Raw genomic sequence first — 12,856 nt, forward strand, 5'->3', positions numbered from 1 at the left:
CGCCTCGTCACGTCCGCCGCTGCGCGATGCGGATCGTCTGGTCGACCATGGCTTCGCCGAAAAGCGGGTTGGCGTGCGTGGCGTCGGCGCCCCAGGCCTCTTCCGCCAGAACGCCGGGCGGGACGATGAAACAGGCGGGCGCGGGCACGAAGGTCATGCCATGCCTGACGCAGATTTCTCGATAGAGACCGCTCTGCACGCGCCAGACCTTGTATCTGAACGTCTCGGACGACAGACGCGCCACGTCGACGGCCTTTTTGAAGAACTCCCCCGGATAGGCGACGATCCGCGCGTCCGGCAGCGGCGGCGGGGATTCCAGGCAGAAGACCGGGACCGTGACGACGCGCCGCAGAGCGTCGCAGATGCGAAAGGTTTCCGCCATTTTCTCGCGCAACGTTTCCCGCACCGCCGCCTCGGTCAGCGGCGTCGCGCCGGCCTCGAACGGAAGGTCGGGACTCTCGCCGAGGATGAAGTCGACAGGGTCGCGCGGCCGCATGATGGAGAGGGCGACATGCTCGTTCCCGTGGACCGAGAGCAGGACGCAGTCGGGACGCTCCTGCCGGAGGATGTCGACGAGCCGCGGATTGAGACGCGTTTCTACTCCCTCGCCGACGAGCGCGGGCGCGACCTCGGGGTCGTAAAGATATATAAAGCGCGAAGAAAGCGCGGCGCCCGCGACCCTGACGCCTCTGTCTTGCAGCGCGTAGCAGCCTTTCGCGACGGCGACGATGTGGCTGTGCCCAAGGCCGAGAATTTTCATTCGCCCGCGCGTCGCTCTCCGTCGCCTGTCTCGACGCCGATCGGTTCGCCCTTTTGAATCGGCCCGGAAGCCTGCCGCAAAACGCCGAGCACCCAATGCGCCCCCTCCGGCGTCCGGATGGCGCGGCCAATGAGTTCCCTGCCGCCCGCCGACATGGCGAAGGGCGCGCGAATCGCGATCATGTCGCGGCCGCGGTGGCCGTAGCGGTAGAAGACCTCGACTGGAATGGGTTCTTCGGCGGACATGACGCTCCTGCACATGGCCAAGCCGGCCGACGGCGGTCCATGACGATATAACTCCGTGGGGCGAAGGCCAAGCGCAGGCCGCGCATTTCACCGGGGCGGCGAGTCGTGCTAAGCCTTGCCCCATCCTCGAACAACGCTTCGTCATGATGAGCAATCCCTTCGAGACGGCGTCGCTTCAGGAGACGCCGACCGCCGAAACATTCGACGAGGCCTGTTATCTCGCCGCCAATCCCGACGTGGCCGAAGCGGTCAGGAGCGGCCGGCTGGCGTCGGGCCGGGCGCATTTCATGAAATTCGGGCGCGTGGAGGGGCGCCGTCAGAAAGTCTCGGAGGACGAAAACGTTACGGAGGAAAACCTCGACGAAGCGCGTTATCTCGCGGCGAATCCCGATGTCGCCGCCGCGGTGCGCGAGGGACAGTTCGTCTCCGGCCGCGCGCATTTCGAGCGTTTCGGAAAATTCGAGAACCGCCGCCAGAAGCGTCCGAGCCCGCTCGCGGCCATTCGCGCGCGAAAGCTCGCCCGGCTGCGGCCCCTCCTCCTCGATCCGCAGCGGCCGCTCGGGGCGAACGGCAAGTTTTCCTTCCTCGACGCGGAGACGCGCGCGCGCGACAATCTCGACGACGAGATTCCCGTCAGCGACAACGGCTACGACGACGAGACCGTCGCCCTCGTCGAGCGCTGCGCTGACGGGCTGATTCTCGACGTCGGCGCCGGCTTTCGTCCCGTCTACTACAGCAATGTCGTCAATCTCGAGGTGAAGGATTATCCCACGACGGACGTCATCGCAGCCGCCGACCGACTGCCGTTCCGGGACGCTTCTTTCGAAGGCGTGATTTCGATCGCCGTGCTCGAACACGTCAAGGATCCGTTCCAATGCGCGCGGGAGATCGCGCGCGTCCTGAAACCAGGCGGCTGGCTGAAATGCTGCGTGCCCTTTCTCCAGCCCCTGCACGGCTACCCGCACCATTATTTCAACATGACGCATGAAGGGCTGCGCGCCTTGTTCGAACCCCATCTCACGATCGAGCGCCAGGAAGTGAATCCGGCGACGCATCCGGTCTGGGCCATCGCCTGGCAATTGCGATCCTGGGGGGAGGGCCTTCCGCCCGCCGCGCGCAAATCCTTCATGCGCCTGCGCGTCGCCGATCTCGTGGGCTTCCCCGGCCCGATGCTGCAACAGCCCTGGGCGCGGGAGCTGCCGGTCGAGAAGCAGTTCGAACTCGCCGCCGCGACCATCCTTTTCGCGCGCAAGCCGGCCGGGCGCGCGCCATGAGCCAGGCGAGTCTCGCCGTTCACCGGGGTCAGGACGGGTGGCTTTTTCTCACGGGCGGCTCCAATTTCGTCACGACGCTTTATCAGCGCGAGGGCGGCCATCTGCCGGACGCCGCGCTCCTGCGCTGGCGCGACGCGATCCTCGCGCGTAAGGCGCGCTGCGATGCGCTCGGGACGGTCTATGCGCATGTCGTCGTGCCGGAGAAGCTCACGATCTACGGGCACAAGCAGGCGGAGCCGCTCGTCGATCCCGACCTCGCGCCGGCGCTCCGCCTCATGCAACTCTTCGAAGAAGGGCCGCGCGCGGCCGGCTATGTCGATCTCGTGGGTCCGATGCGCGCCTATCGCGACGAGACGGATCTCTACTGGCGAACGGACACGCATTGGACGCCGCTGGGCTGTCTGCTGGCCTATGAAACCCTGTGCGAGGCGCTGGGGCTCGAACAGAATCCCGAGCTGGTCCGCCGCCCTTTTCACGACGTGAAGCGGCCGATGGATCTCGGCTCGAAGCTCGAACCGCCGATCTGGGAGAAAATCCGCGAGGTCGCCTGGCTGAAGGACGCGCGCCGCATCTATCAGAACTCGGTGGTGCGCCTGCTCGAGACCCATGAATATGGGGGCGAAATTCACGTCGGCTGCCATGCGCGCTTCGAAAATCCCACGGCGCCGAACGCCCGCAAGGTCATGCTGTTCGGCGATTCCTTTTCCGGCGTCAGTCCGTTTCTGTTTACTGCGCTGATGGCCGAGACCGTGGCCGAACTTGACTTCGTCTGGTCCGCGAACGTCGACTGGAAGCTCGTCGAGCGGTCGCGTCCCGATATTCTCGTCACCGAGATCGCGGAGCGCTATATGGCTCTTCCCCCCAACGACCGCTTCAATTTGCGCGTGACGGAGTTGCGGCAGGCCATGCTCGGGCGCCGCCGCCGGTTCGAAGCGTGGTGGCGCGCGCGCCGCGCGGCGCGTCAGCGCTCCAGCAAAACGCCGTAGGCTTCCTTTACCTTGTCCCACTCGTTCGCGTCCCGCACCGCCGCGGCGAGCTGCGCGCCCCGGCGCGTCAGCTTGCGAAAGAGCCAGTCGTCGCGATAGGCGCCGGGCCCCTCGATGAAGTCGAGCTCCGCGAGAAGATCGAGCGCCGCGACGATCTCCTGGGCGCTCCTGTTCAGCGTGCGGGCGTAGTCCCCGACCGGCGCGAAGAACGCCTCCGGCGGCGATCGCTGGTCCCTTTCGAGCTCCAACAACAGGAGCCGCAACAGCTCGACGTCCCGCGCCATGTCTCCGTCGTCCCGAGTGTCGAAGCGCCGATCAGAAACCGAAACGCGGGCCTGCGCAAGTCAGGCGCGCCCGGCGTCGCGGGCGCGTCAGCGCCGGAACCTCCGCGCGAGGCCGCGCGAGAGCACGTAAAAGATCGGCGTGAAGACCAGGCCGAAGAAGGTGACGCCGAGCATTCCGCTGAAGACGGCGACGCCGAGAGACTGGCGCATCTCGGCGCCGGCGCCGTGAGAGATCGCGAGGGGCAGCACGCCAAGGATGAAGGCCAGCGAGGTCATCAGGATCGGCCGCAGGCGGGTTCGCGCCGCCTCGATCGCCGCCGCGAAACGGTCCTTGCCCTCGTCCTCGCCTTGGCGCGCGAATTCGACGATCAGAATGGCGTTCTTGGCGGCGAGGCCGATCAGAACCACGAGGCCGATCTCGACGAGAATGTTGCGATCGAGCCCGCGCAGCGCGACGCCGCTCATCGCCGCGAGGATGCACATGGGCACGATGAGAATGACGGCGAGCGGCAGGACGACGCTTTCGTAGAGCGCCGCGAGCAGCAGGAACACGAAAACCACCGCGAGGCCGAAGGCGATCATCGCCGTGTTGCCGGCGAGTTTTTCCTGAAGCGCGATCTCCGTCCACTCGAAGCCGAAGCCTTGCGGCAGGTTCTGGGCGGCGAGCGCCTCGATCATGGCGATGCCCTGACCCGACGATACGCCGCGCTCGAGATTCACCTGCACTTCTGCGGCGGGATACAAATTGTAGCGCGGCACGCGGAAGGCTCCCGTCGTGTCGCGGAAGGCGGCGATGGCGCCGAGCGGGGTCATTTCGCCCGTGGCGCTGCGCGTCTTGAGTTCCGAGAGATCGCGCAGCGTGAGACGGTGCGGATTGTCGGCCTGCGCCATCACGCGGTAGGTGCGGCCGAGGATGTTGAAGTCGTTCACGAAGACGGAGCCGAGATAGATCGACATGGTCTCGAAGACGCGCGAAATCGGCACGCCGATCATTTCGGCTTTCGTGCGATCGATGTCGGCGAAGATTTGCGGCGTGCGCGTGTTGAACAGGGTGAAGGCCTGCGAGACGCCGGGCATGCGCATGGCCGGTCCGGCGACCGACCAGGCGGCGGCTTCAAGCGCCGGCAGGCCCATGCCGCCGCGGTCCTGAACATAACCCTTGAGGCCGCCGCCCGTGCCGATGCCGGGGACGGCGGGCGGCTCCAGCACGAAGACGAAAGCCTCCTTGATCGGGGCCAGGGCGGCCCGGACGTCGTCGCGGATGGCGGTGGCGGTCAGGCCGTTTCTGTGCCGCTCCTCGAAGGATTTCAGCGTCACGAAAATGACCCCGGCGTTCGGGGCGTTGGTGAAGGTCGCGCCGTCGAAGCCGGTGAAGACGACGCTCGACTGCACGCCGGGGCGCTTCAAAATGATGTCCGCCGCCTGACGCATCACCGCATCCGTGCGGTCGAGGGAGGCGCCGGGCGGCAACTGGAAGGCGGCAATGAGATAGGCGCGGTCGAGCGTCGGCACGAGGCCCGTCGGCGTGCGGCGCAAAAGCTCCAGTCCCGCGCCGATGAGCGCGCCATAGACCGCGAGCGACACGAGCCCCATGCGCACCACGCGCGCGGTGAGCGCGCCGTAGCGCTCCGACAGGCGGTCGAAGAGATGGTTGAAGCGGTCGAAGAGGGCGCGCAACGGATAGCGCAGGGCGGCGAGACCGTGATCTTCCTCATGCGCCGCGTGCGGCTTCAGCAGGATGGCGGCGAGCGCCGGAGAGAGGGTGAGCGAGACGAAGGCCGAAATGAGCGTCGCCGAGGCGATCGTGATGGCGAACTGCTTGTAGAATGCGCCCTGAAGGCCGGTGATATAGGCGACGGGAATGAAAACGGCGCAAAGCACCAGCGCGATGGCGATCAGCGCGCCGCCGACTTCGTCCATTGTCTTGTGCGCGGCCTCCTTCGGGCTCATGCCCTGGGCGAGATAACGCTCGACATTTTCGACGACGACGATGGCGTCGTCGACGACGATGCCGATGGCGAGCACGAGGCCGAAGAGCGAGAGGGTGTTGAAGGTCAGGCCGACGAGCTTCATCACCGCGAAGCTGCCGACGAGGGAGACCGGAATGGCGACGACGGGGATGATCGCGGCGCGCCATGTCTGGAGGAAGAGGATCACGACGAAAATGACAAGAACGACCGCCTCGCCGAGCGTGCGCACGACCTCGTCGACGGACTGCTGGATGAACTCCGTCGGATTATAGACGATCGAGTAGTCGAGCCCGGTCGGAAACTGCTTCCTGGCCGCCGCCATCGCCTCCTCCACCGCGGCCGACGTCGCGAGCGCGTTGGAGCCGGGCTTCTGGAAGATGACGATGGCGGTGGCGGGATCGCGATCGAGATAGGCGTTGACCGTATAATCCTGCGCGCCGATCTCGACGCGCGCCACGTCGCGCAGCCGCACCTGTCCGTCGGCGTCCGCGCGCAGCACCACGTCGGCGAATTGCGCGGGATCGGAGAGGCGGCCGACCGTCCGCACGGAGAGTTGAAAGGCGCCCGGGGAGGCGGCTGGCGGCTGGTTGATGGCGCCGGCGGCGACCTGAAGATTGGCCGCGCGCAGGGCGGCGATCACCTCGCCCGCCGTCATGCCGCGCGCCGCCACCTTGTCGGGATCGAGCCAGACGCGCATCGAATAATCGCGCGCGCCGAAGACGCGCACGTCGCCCACGCCGTCGAGGCGCGCGAGCGAGTCCCGCAAATAGAGCGTCGCGTAATTGGAAATATATTGCTGGCTGCGCGATCCGTCGGGCGAGCGCAAATGCACCACCATCATCAGATCGGGCGAGGCCTTCTTCACCACGACGCCGAAGCGCTGCACTTCCTCGGGCAGGCGCGGCGTGGCGATGGCGACGCGATTCTGCACCAGAACCTGCGCGAGATCCACGTTGACGCCGGTCTTGAAGACGACGTTGATCGTCAGAAGCCCGTCGCCCGTCGATTGGGAGGCGATGTAAAGCATGTCGTCGACGCCGTTCACCTCCTGCTCGATGGGGGAGGCGACCGTCTGCGCAATCACTTCCGCCGAGGCGCCGGGATAGGTCGCGGCGATGGTGACGGTCGGCGGCGCGATGTCGGGATCTTCCGACACGGGCAATGAGCGCTGTGCGATCAGGCCTGCGATGGTAAGCAGCAGCGAGAGAACGGCGGCGAAGATCGGCCGTTCGATGAAGAAGTGTGGAAAGCGCATGTCGGCTTTCGAACTAGTTGGCCAGAGCGGCGATCGCGCCGTCCGTCGGCGCCACGGTCGCGCCGGGCCGGACCATCGGATTGGCGAGGCCGGCGGTGATCACGCGGTCGTTTGGATCGAGGCCGGACATCACGACGCGCAGTCCCTTGTAGAGCGGGCCGAGAATGACCGGCTTCGCCGCCACCTTGTTGTCCGGCGTGACGACGAGAACGATCTTGTTCGTCTGGTCCGAGGAGATCGCGGCGTCCGGCACGAGTAGGGCCGCGAAGTCGCCGCTGTTGACGCGCACGCGGCCGAAAGCGCCCGGCGTCAGGAAGAGATCCTTGTTGTCGAGAACGGCGCGGGCGCGGATCGTGCCCGAATGCGCATTGAGCTGGTTGTCGAGGAAGTCGATGGTTCCCGAGCGCTTCCAGTCGGTTTCGTCGGCAAGTCGCACGAAGGCCGGCGTCGGCTCCGTCTTTTGCCGTCCCGCGCCCGTGCGCGCGTAATGCAGATAATCGGATTCCGACACGTCGAATTCGAAATGGATCGGGTCGAGCTTGACGATCGTGGTCAGCAGCGTCGCGCCCGCCTGAACGAGATTGCCAGTGTCGATGCGCCGATCCGACACGCGTCCGGCGATCGGCGCGCGCACCTGCGTCCATTCCAGATTGAGCTCGGCGTTGCGCAGCGCCGCCTCGGCGCCCATCAGCTGGGCGCGGGCGGAGTCCGAGCCGCCGCGGCGCTGGTCCATGTCCCGCTTGGTGATGGCGCCGCCGCCGACGAGCGATTCGCCGCGCGCGACGTCTTTCGAGAGCATCGTCGTCTGCGCCTGCATGCGGGCGACCTCGGCTCGGGCGCTGTCGACGGCGATCTGATAGGGCCGCGGGTCGATGGTGAACAGCAGATCGCCCGCCTTGACGATCTGGCCGTCGGTGAAATGAATTTTATCGATCGCGCCGGAAACCCGCGGCCGCACTTCGACGCGCTGAACGGCGACGAAGCGGCCGGTGTATTCGTCCCAGTGGGGAACCGTCCGGGCGAGGGGCCGCGACACTGTGACGCCAGGCGCCGCCGGGGAGCCGTCCTGCGCTTCGGCGCCGCCGGGGAGGGCGGCGGCGGCCAGAACCGCAACAATTGTCGAGAAGAGCCGCGCGGTAAGCCGATTAGCGCGCTTTCGCGTCCGATCCATCTTGATGCTCGTCATGTCGGAGGGGGCGGCCGAGCCTGGGCCTCGAATTAAGTTAGAGCGCCGCGGCGGGCGCGTCCACAGCCGGCGGCGGCGAAACGGCGACTTTCCCGGCGCCGCGAACCATTTGAAAGACCGTGCGCTTTCTGCGAAGCCCAGAAAATAGCTCGTAAAAGTTTATTGCCACGTTCTGGGCAAACCTTGGACTTGTATACAATTTGTGGCAATGTCCGCCACGCGAGGGTTAATTTCCCGACTTCTACTCGCGCCAGGGTTGCATCTCTTGCCGACCGGCCCGGGCGCGTGGACGATTTTCCCGGGGCGAGCCCGGTCGCTGAAACGTTTATCGGAGGAGTGCTGATGAAGAAGCTAATATTCGCGCTGGCCGTGGCGGGCGCCCTCGCGCCGTCGCTGTCGCAGGCGCAGGTCAATATCGACATGTCGAGAGTCACCTGCAGCCAACTGCTGGCGATGCCGGCGGACGATCAGGCCGATTTCGCGGCCTTCATGAGCGGCTGGTTCGCTCAAAGGCGCGGCCGCACATTTATCGACATGGGCCTCTTCCTGAAGAATTCCGCAAGCGTGAAGGATTGGTGCGCCTCCAATCCGTCCGAGTCCGTCATGGCCGGTTTGCAACGCGCTTTCGACCAGAAATAACCAGAAGGGACGGCAACTCACATGATCCGCAAGCTCGTTTTCGTCGGCGCCGCCGCCGCCTTCGCCTTCGCCGCGCCGGCCTCGGCGCAGGTCACGATCGAAATGTCGCAAATCACCTGCAAGGATTTCGCGGGATACGACGACGCCACGAAGGATTTTATCGGGAACTGGATGAGAGGCTACTTCATGTCCTCGAGGAATCTCACCGTGATCGAGTCCCGCTATGTGAAGCGCAACACCGCGGTGATCGCGCGCTACTGCAAAAAGCGGCCGAAGTCCCCGCTGATGGAGGCGATTCAAAAAAACGCGCGTTGATTCGGAGAGCCCGGCCGCCGGTCGGGCTCTTCTTCGCCGCGGCCCGGCCGGGCTGCGCCGCAGGCGCCGCCGGATCTCCGGCGCAGAGCGAGGCCGACGCTTTTCAACCGAGAGCACAATGGACGTGCGCGCAAACGGCGTCAGATCGCCCCCCGGTTCTGTCAAAGTCCGCAGTCTTTCCGCCGTCCCCGGCGCGCTCGACGAAATGGGCGTCTCCCCCGCCGACGTGCTCGCGAGAGCGGGCATGCCTCCCACTCTCTTTTCCAACCCCGAGGAACTTGTCAGTTACGTCGCTCTGGGACGTCTCCTGCGGGGATGCGTCGAGGCGACGGGCTGCGATCATTTCGGCCTGCTCGTCGGAATGCGCCAGTCGTCTCCGGTTCTCGGGCTTGTCGGCTATGTCGCCGTGAACGCCCCCACTGTGCGGGCGGCGCTCGAAACCATCATTTCCTCGCTGAAGCTGAACGACACGGGCGGGCGTCTCGGCCTCGCCCTCGACAAGGGTTTCGCGACCCTGAGCTGGCTGGTCGCCGAGCCCCGGATCGACGCCGTCGAGCAGATCGAGGACGCGGCGATCGCCATCGCGTGCAACGTCATGCGAAGCCTGTGCGGCGATCAATGGCGTCCGACGGAAGTCTTCCTTCCGCGCAAGCGTCCGGCGAAAGGCGCGGCTCCCTATCTCAAATTCTTCAACGCGCCCGTGCGGTTCGAGACCGATCCCGCCGCGCTCGTCTTCGAAGAGACGAACCTCGATCGGACGATCGCCGGCCGCGATCCGGTTCTGCACGGGATTCTCTCGCCTTTGCTCGAAAAGGCGATGGAGCGGGACATCGAACGCAGCTTTCAGGAGGAGGTCTGCGCCATTCTGCGCGTCCAGGCGCTCAACGGCCCGCTGACGCCCGACCGGGTCGCCGCGTCGCTCGGCGTCAGCGTGAGAACGCTGTCGCGCCGCTTCGCCGCAGAGAACGTCACCTTTTCGGAACTGGCGCAGCGCGTCCGGTTCGAGGCCGCGCAACGGCTGCTGCGCACCGAAAAAAGCGTCGCCGACGTCGCCTCCGCGCTGGGTTACTCGGATCCTTCGGCCTTCATCCGGGCGTTCAAACAATTTTCGGGCCAAACCCCTGCGCGGTGGCGGCGGTCTCTGTAACTATGGTCAAGTAAAAGTAAAGAAAAGTAGACATCAGTCGTCAGCATGTCCTTCGACCCGGATGTTGTTGTTGTATTTTGGCAACAATGATAGGAAACCTATTGGATGAAGCCAGTTTTGGCTCGTGATGCCGATTTTTTGACGGTCGCTGCCGATCGGCCCCGGCGCGCCAATGATAGTTTCCCGGCGTGGAAATAACGCCGCTCGGACCCCAGGCTACCGTCCGAAACCAATGATGCGTAAGGATCCTGTCATGAAAAAGCTCGTTCTGGCGGCGGCCGTGTCGCTCGCCGCTCTCGGTTCCGCCCTCGCGGCGGACCTTCCTTCTCGGAAGGAAGCGCCGGTCTACGTTCCCCCGCCGCCTCCGCCTCCGATGTGGACCGGTTTCTACGCCGGTTTGAACATCGGCGGCAGCTGGAGCGCCAATAGCGTCAATCCGAACAGCCTCGCCCCCTACGCCAACAATGTGACCGGCGCGATCACCTTCCTCCCAGGCAATAACTCGGGCGGCAACACCGCCGGCGGCGTCAGCGGCGGCGGCCAGATCGGCTACAACTATCAGATGGGCGCCATCCTGCTCGGCGTCGAAACCGACTTCCAGGGCACGAGCATGAACTCCGGCGGCGCGAACAATTACGCCGTCTATCCCGGCGACGGCGCGGCTTTCGGCCCGCTGGGCAGCTTGTGGGTTCCGCTCACCTCGGGCGGCAATAACGGCGTCAGCCTCAACTGGTTCGGCACGGTTCGCGGCCGCGCCGGCTATCTGTTCACGCCCACCCTGCTCGCCTACGCCACGGGCGGCTTCGCCTATGCCGGCCTCTCGGCCAACGTCAACGGCTACAGCAACACCCGCACCGGTTGGACCGTCGGCGGCGGCGGCGAGTGGCTGTTCATGCCGAACTGGTCGGCCAAGGTGGAGTATCTCTACACCCAGCTTCCCGGCGGCGGCACGCAGGGCGCGTTCGGCTGGACCTGGGGAACCAACCGCATCACCCCCAGCTATCACACCGTCCGCGCGGGCGTGAATTATCACTTCAACTGGGGCTCGCCCGCTCCGGTCGTCGCGAAATACTGAGCGCGGCCGGCGGCGTTTCAGCCTCGCGCCGCCTCGCAAAGTTACGCAGAAAGCCCGGCGATCGTCGCCGGGCAATTCTTTTCATGGCGGCTCGGAGGGGGGCCGTTTGTCAAACTTCGGCGCTTGTGGTTTCTGCGCGCCAGGCCAGAAAACTGCGGCGCATTCCCAAAAAGCCTGGCGGCTCTCGCAGAATGCGCTTTGAAACAACTGAAGAGTGCGTCATGCGCCAATTGTCGACAGGTCCGTTCAAGCGCGCCGCGGCTCTCGGAACGCTGCTTGCCGGCGCGGTTCTGCTGCTCTCCGCCTGCGCCGCCGTCGGCCCGCGCGCGGTGGTTCCGCTCTCGGAGCGAAAGCATACGGTCGTTCTCGGCCTGCCCAATGCGCGCTTCTTCGTGGACGATCCGGCGGCGATGGCCGCAGAGCAGGCTCTGGCGTTGAAGCGCGAGGCGCAGTCGCTGGGGATCCCGCGCGGCGGCATGTTGCCGACGGCCTATCTCCTGTCGCTCTCGGGGGGCGGGGACAACGGCGCCTTCGGAGCCGGGTTGCTCAACGGTTGGACCGCGCACGGCGATCGTCCAAAATTCAAGCTCGTCACCGGCGTCAGCACGGGCGCGCTCATCGCGCCTTTCGCCTTCCTCGGCCCCGAATATGATTCCGCGCTCGCCGACGTCTACACGAATATCGATCCGTCCAAAGTCTATGAAAAGCGGTTCCTTCCCTATGCCGCGCTCGCAGCGGACGCGCTCTCGGACTCGGCGCCGCTTTTCGATACGATTTCCCGTCATGTCGACGCGGAGATGCTCGCGCGCATCGCCGCAGAATATGAAAAAGGCCGCCTGCTGCTGATCCAGACGACCGATCTGGACGCCGGGCGGCCGGCGATCTGGAACATCGGCGCGATCGCCGCGAGCGAACATCCGGGCGCGGCCGATCTGATCCGCCACATCCTGCTGGCGTCGGCGTCGATTCCCGCCGCCTTCCCGCCCGTGCTGTTCGACGTCGAAGCCAATGGCAAGCCTTATCAGGAATTGCATGTCGACGGCGGCGCGGTGAGTCAGGCTTTTCTCGTCCCACCGTCGCTGAACACGCGCGCGACGCTAGAACGTTCGGGCTACAAGAGGAAATCGGTCGAAGCCTATATCATCCGCAACTCGCGCCTGACGACCGAGTGGAGCGACGTCGACCGCACAACGCTGCCGATCGCGCAAAAGGCCGTGTCGACCATGATCAACTATAATGGCGTCGGCGATCTCTACCGCATGTATCTCGTGACGCAGCGCGCGGGCTCCTCCTTCAACGCCGCTTATATCGGAGAGGATTTTCAGGCGCCCCACCCGGAAGAGTTCGACCAGGGCTACATGCGCGCGCTCTATCGCTTTGCCTATGACAAGGCGGCAAGGGGCTACCCCTGGGTTCACGCGCCGCCCGGCTTTCAGCCCGGCCAGCGCTGAGAGACGGGAAGGCCCGAACAAACGATGGGCATGACACGGCAGTTCGCCAAGAGAGCGGCGGCGTCGCACGCGAACGACGCCGATCCAGGAGATTTCTGGCGGACGACCCCGTATCGGCGCGTCAGATGGAACGCCGGTCCTGCAGCGCGGGCGGGCCCGCGCGCCGTCAACTCACAGCCGGACCGGCGGAACCACGGCGGCGCAATGAAAAAAGGACGGCGAAACGTTTGTCTCGCCGTCCTTTTTTCAAGCCCTCGTTCTCTGGTTCA

General features: G+C 65.6%; 12 protein-coding genes. 7 read left to right on the plus strand and 5 right to left on the minus strand.

Annotated elements, in window-relative coordinates; all coding sequences use genetic code 11:
* Positions 1 to 7 precede the first annotated feature (7 nt).
* Complete coding sequence (locus tag ACV959_RS16980) at positions 8 to 760, minus strand: hypothetical protein (RefSeq protein ID WP_475737722.1); 753 nt, start codon at positions 758 to 760, stop codon at positions 8 to 10.
* A complete protein-coding gene (locus ACV959_RS16985; protein WP_475737723.1) occupies positions 757 to 1,005 on the minus strand; it encodes a hypothetical protein in 249 nt (82 codons plus the stop codon). Before ACV959_RS16985 ends, ACV959_RS16980 begins: the two co-directional genes overlap by 4 nt.
* Before the next feature lie 146 nt (positions 1,006 to 1,151).
* Here ACV959_RS16985 and ACV959_RS16990 point away from each other — a divergent pair, with 146 nt between their 5' ends.
* Positions 1,152 to 2,279, plus strand: a complete 1,128-nt coding sequence (locus ACV959_RS16990) for a class I SAM-dependent methyltransferase (protein WP_475737724.1) — start codon at positions 1,152 to 1,154, stop codon at positions 2,277 to 2,279.
* On the plus strand, positions 2,276 to 3,265 hold the full coding sequence (locus ACV959_RS16995; RefSeq protein ID WP_475737725.1) for an alginate O-acetyltransferase AlgX-related protein: 990 nt from the start codon (positions 2,276 to 2,278) through the stop codon (positions 3,263 to 3,265). Before ACV959_RS16990 ends, ACV959_RS16995 begins: the two co-directional genes overlap by 4 nt.
* Here ACV959_RS16995 and ACV959_RS17000 read toward each other — a convergent pair.
* From ACV959_RS17000 to ACV959_RS17010, 3 genes are all read right to left on the minus strand, one after another.
* A complete protein-coding gene (locus tag ACV959_RS17000; RefSeq protein ID WP_475737726.1) occupies positions 3,241 to 3,549 on the minus strand; it encodes a DUF2513 domain-containing protein in 309 nt (102 codons plus the stop codon). The two genes, ACV959_RS16995 and ACV959_RS17000, sit on opposite strands and share 25 nt — an antisense overlap.
* A gap of 87 nt (positions 3,550 to 3,636) precedes the next feature.
* Positions 3,637 to 6,774: an efflux RND transporter permease subunit gene (locus ACV959_RS17005; protein WP_475737727.1), complete on the minus strand. Its 3,138-nt coding sequence runs from the start codon at positions 6,772 to 6,774 to the stop codon at positions 3,637 to 3,639.
* 13 nt (positions 6,775 to 6,787) lie between these two features.
* The gene (locus ACV959_RS17010; RefSeq protein ID WP_475737728.1) at positions 6,788 to 7,945 is read right to left on the minus strand and encodes an efflux RND transporter periplasmic adaptor subunit; all 1,158 of its coding nucleotides are present in this window, start codon (positions 7,943 to 7,945) and stop codon (positions 6,788 to 6,790) included.
* 357 nt (positions 7,946 to 8,302) lie between these two features.
* Between ACV959_RS17010 and ACV959_RS17015 the strand changes: the two genes are divergently transcribed.
* From ACV959_RS17015 to ACV959_RS17035, 5 genes are all read left to right on the plus strand, one after another.
* Positions 8,303 to 8,599 carry an HdeA/HdeB family chaperone gene (locus ACV959_RS17015; RefSeq protein WP_475737729.1) on the plus strand — a complete coding sequence of 99 codons (297 nt, stop codon included), beginning with the start codon at positions 8,303 to 8,305 and terminating at the stop codon, positions 8,597 to 8,599.
* 21 nt (positions 8,600 to 8,620) lie between these two features.
* Positions 8,621 to 8,914: an HdeA/HdeB family chaperone gene (locus ACV959_RS17020; protein ID WP_475737730.1), complete on the plus strand. Its 294-nt coding sequence runs from the start codon at positions 8,621 to 8,623 to the stop codon at positions 8,912 to 8,914.
* A 118-nt stretch (positions 8,915 to 9,032) separates the two neighbouring features.
* Positions 9,033 to 10,061: an AraC family transcriptional regulator gene (locus ACV959_RS17025; protein WP_475737731.1), complete on the plus strand. Its 1,029-nt coding sequence runs from the start codon at positions 9,033 to 9,035 to the stop codon at positions 10,059 to 10,061.
* A 253-nt stretch (positions 10,062 to 10,314) separates the two neighbouring features.
* Entirely contained in the window at positions 10,315 to 11,136 is an 822-nt protein-coding gene (locus ACV959_RS17030) for an outer membrane protein (protein ID WP_475737732.1), read from the plus strand.
* A 221-nt stretch (positions 11,137 to 11,357) separates the two neighbouring features.
* Entirely contained in the window at positions 11,358 to 12,587 is a 1,230-nt protein-coding gene (locus tag ACV959_RS17035; RefSeq protein ID WP_475737733.1) for a patatin-like phospholipase family protein, read from the plus strand.
* Positions 12,588 to 12,856: the final 269 nt, after the last annotated feature.

It is taken from the genome of Methylocystis sp. Se48 (assembly GCF_056269425.1).

Excerpts from the sequence above, each read along its gene's own strand:
- ACV959_RS16980 (WP_475737722.1), bottom strand. The coding sequence starts at position 760 with ATGAAAATTCTCGGCCTTGGGCACAGCCACATCGTCGCCGTCGCGAAA.
- ACV959_RS16985 (WP_475737723.1), bottom strand. The coding sequence starts at position 1,005 with ATGTCCGCCGAAGAACCCATTCCAGTCGAGGTCTTCTACCGCTACGGC.
- ACV959_RS16990 (WP_475737724.1), top strand. The coding sequence starts at position 1,152 with ATGAGCAATCCCTTCGAGACGGCGTCGCTTCAGGAGACGCCGACCGCC.
- ACV959_RS16995 (WP_475737725.1), top strand. The coding sequence starts at position 2,276 with ATGAGCCAGGCGAGTCTCGCCGTTCACCGGGGTCAGGACGGGTGGCTT.
- ACV959_RS17000 (WP_475737726.1), bottom strand. The coding sequence starts at position 3,549 with ATGGCGCGGGACGTCGAGCTGTTGCGGCTCCTGTTGTTGGAGCTCGAA.
- ACV959_RS17005 (WP_475737727.1), bottom strand. The coding sequence starts at position 6,774 with ATGCGCTTTCCACACTTCTTCATCGAACGGCCGATCTTCGCCGCCGTT.
- ACV959_RS17010 (WP_475737728.1), bottom strand. The coding sequence starts at position 7,945 with ATGGATCGGACGCGAAAGCGCGCTAATCGGCTTACCGCGCGGCTCTTC.
- ACV959_RS17015 (WP_475737729.1), top strand. The coding sequence starts at position 8,303 with ATGAAGAAGCTAATATTCGCGCTGGCCGTGGCGGGCGCCCTCGCGCCG.
- ACV959_RS17020 (WP_475737730.1), top strand. The coding sequence starts at position 8,621 with ATGATCCGCAAGCTCGTTTTCGTCGGCGCCGCCGCCGCCTTCGCCTTC.
- ACV959_RS17025 (WP_475737731.1), top strand. The coding sequence starts at position 9,033 with ATGGACGTGCGCGCAAACGGCGTCAGATCGCCCCCCGGTTCTGTCAAA.
- ACV959_RS17030 (WP_475737732.1), top strand. The coding sequence starts at position 10,315 with ATGAAAAAGCTCGTTCTGGCGGCGGCCGTGTCGCTCGCCGCTCTCGGT.
- ACV959_RS17035 (WP_475737733.1), top strand. The coding sequence starts at position 11,358 with ATGCGCCAATTGTCGACAGGTCCGTTCAAGCGCGCCGCGGCTCTCGGA.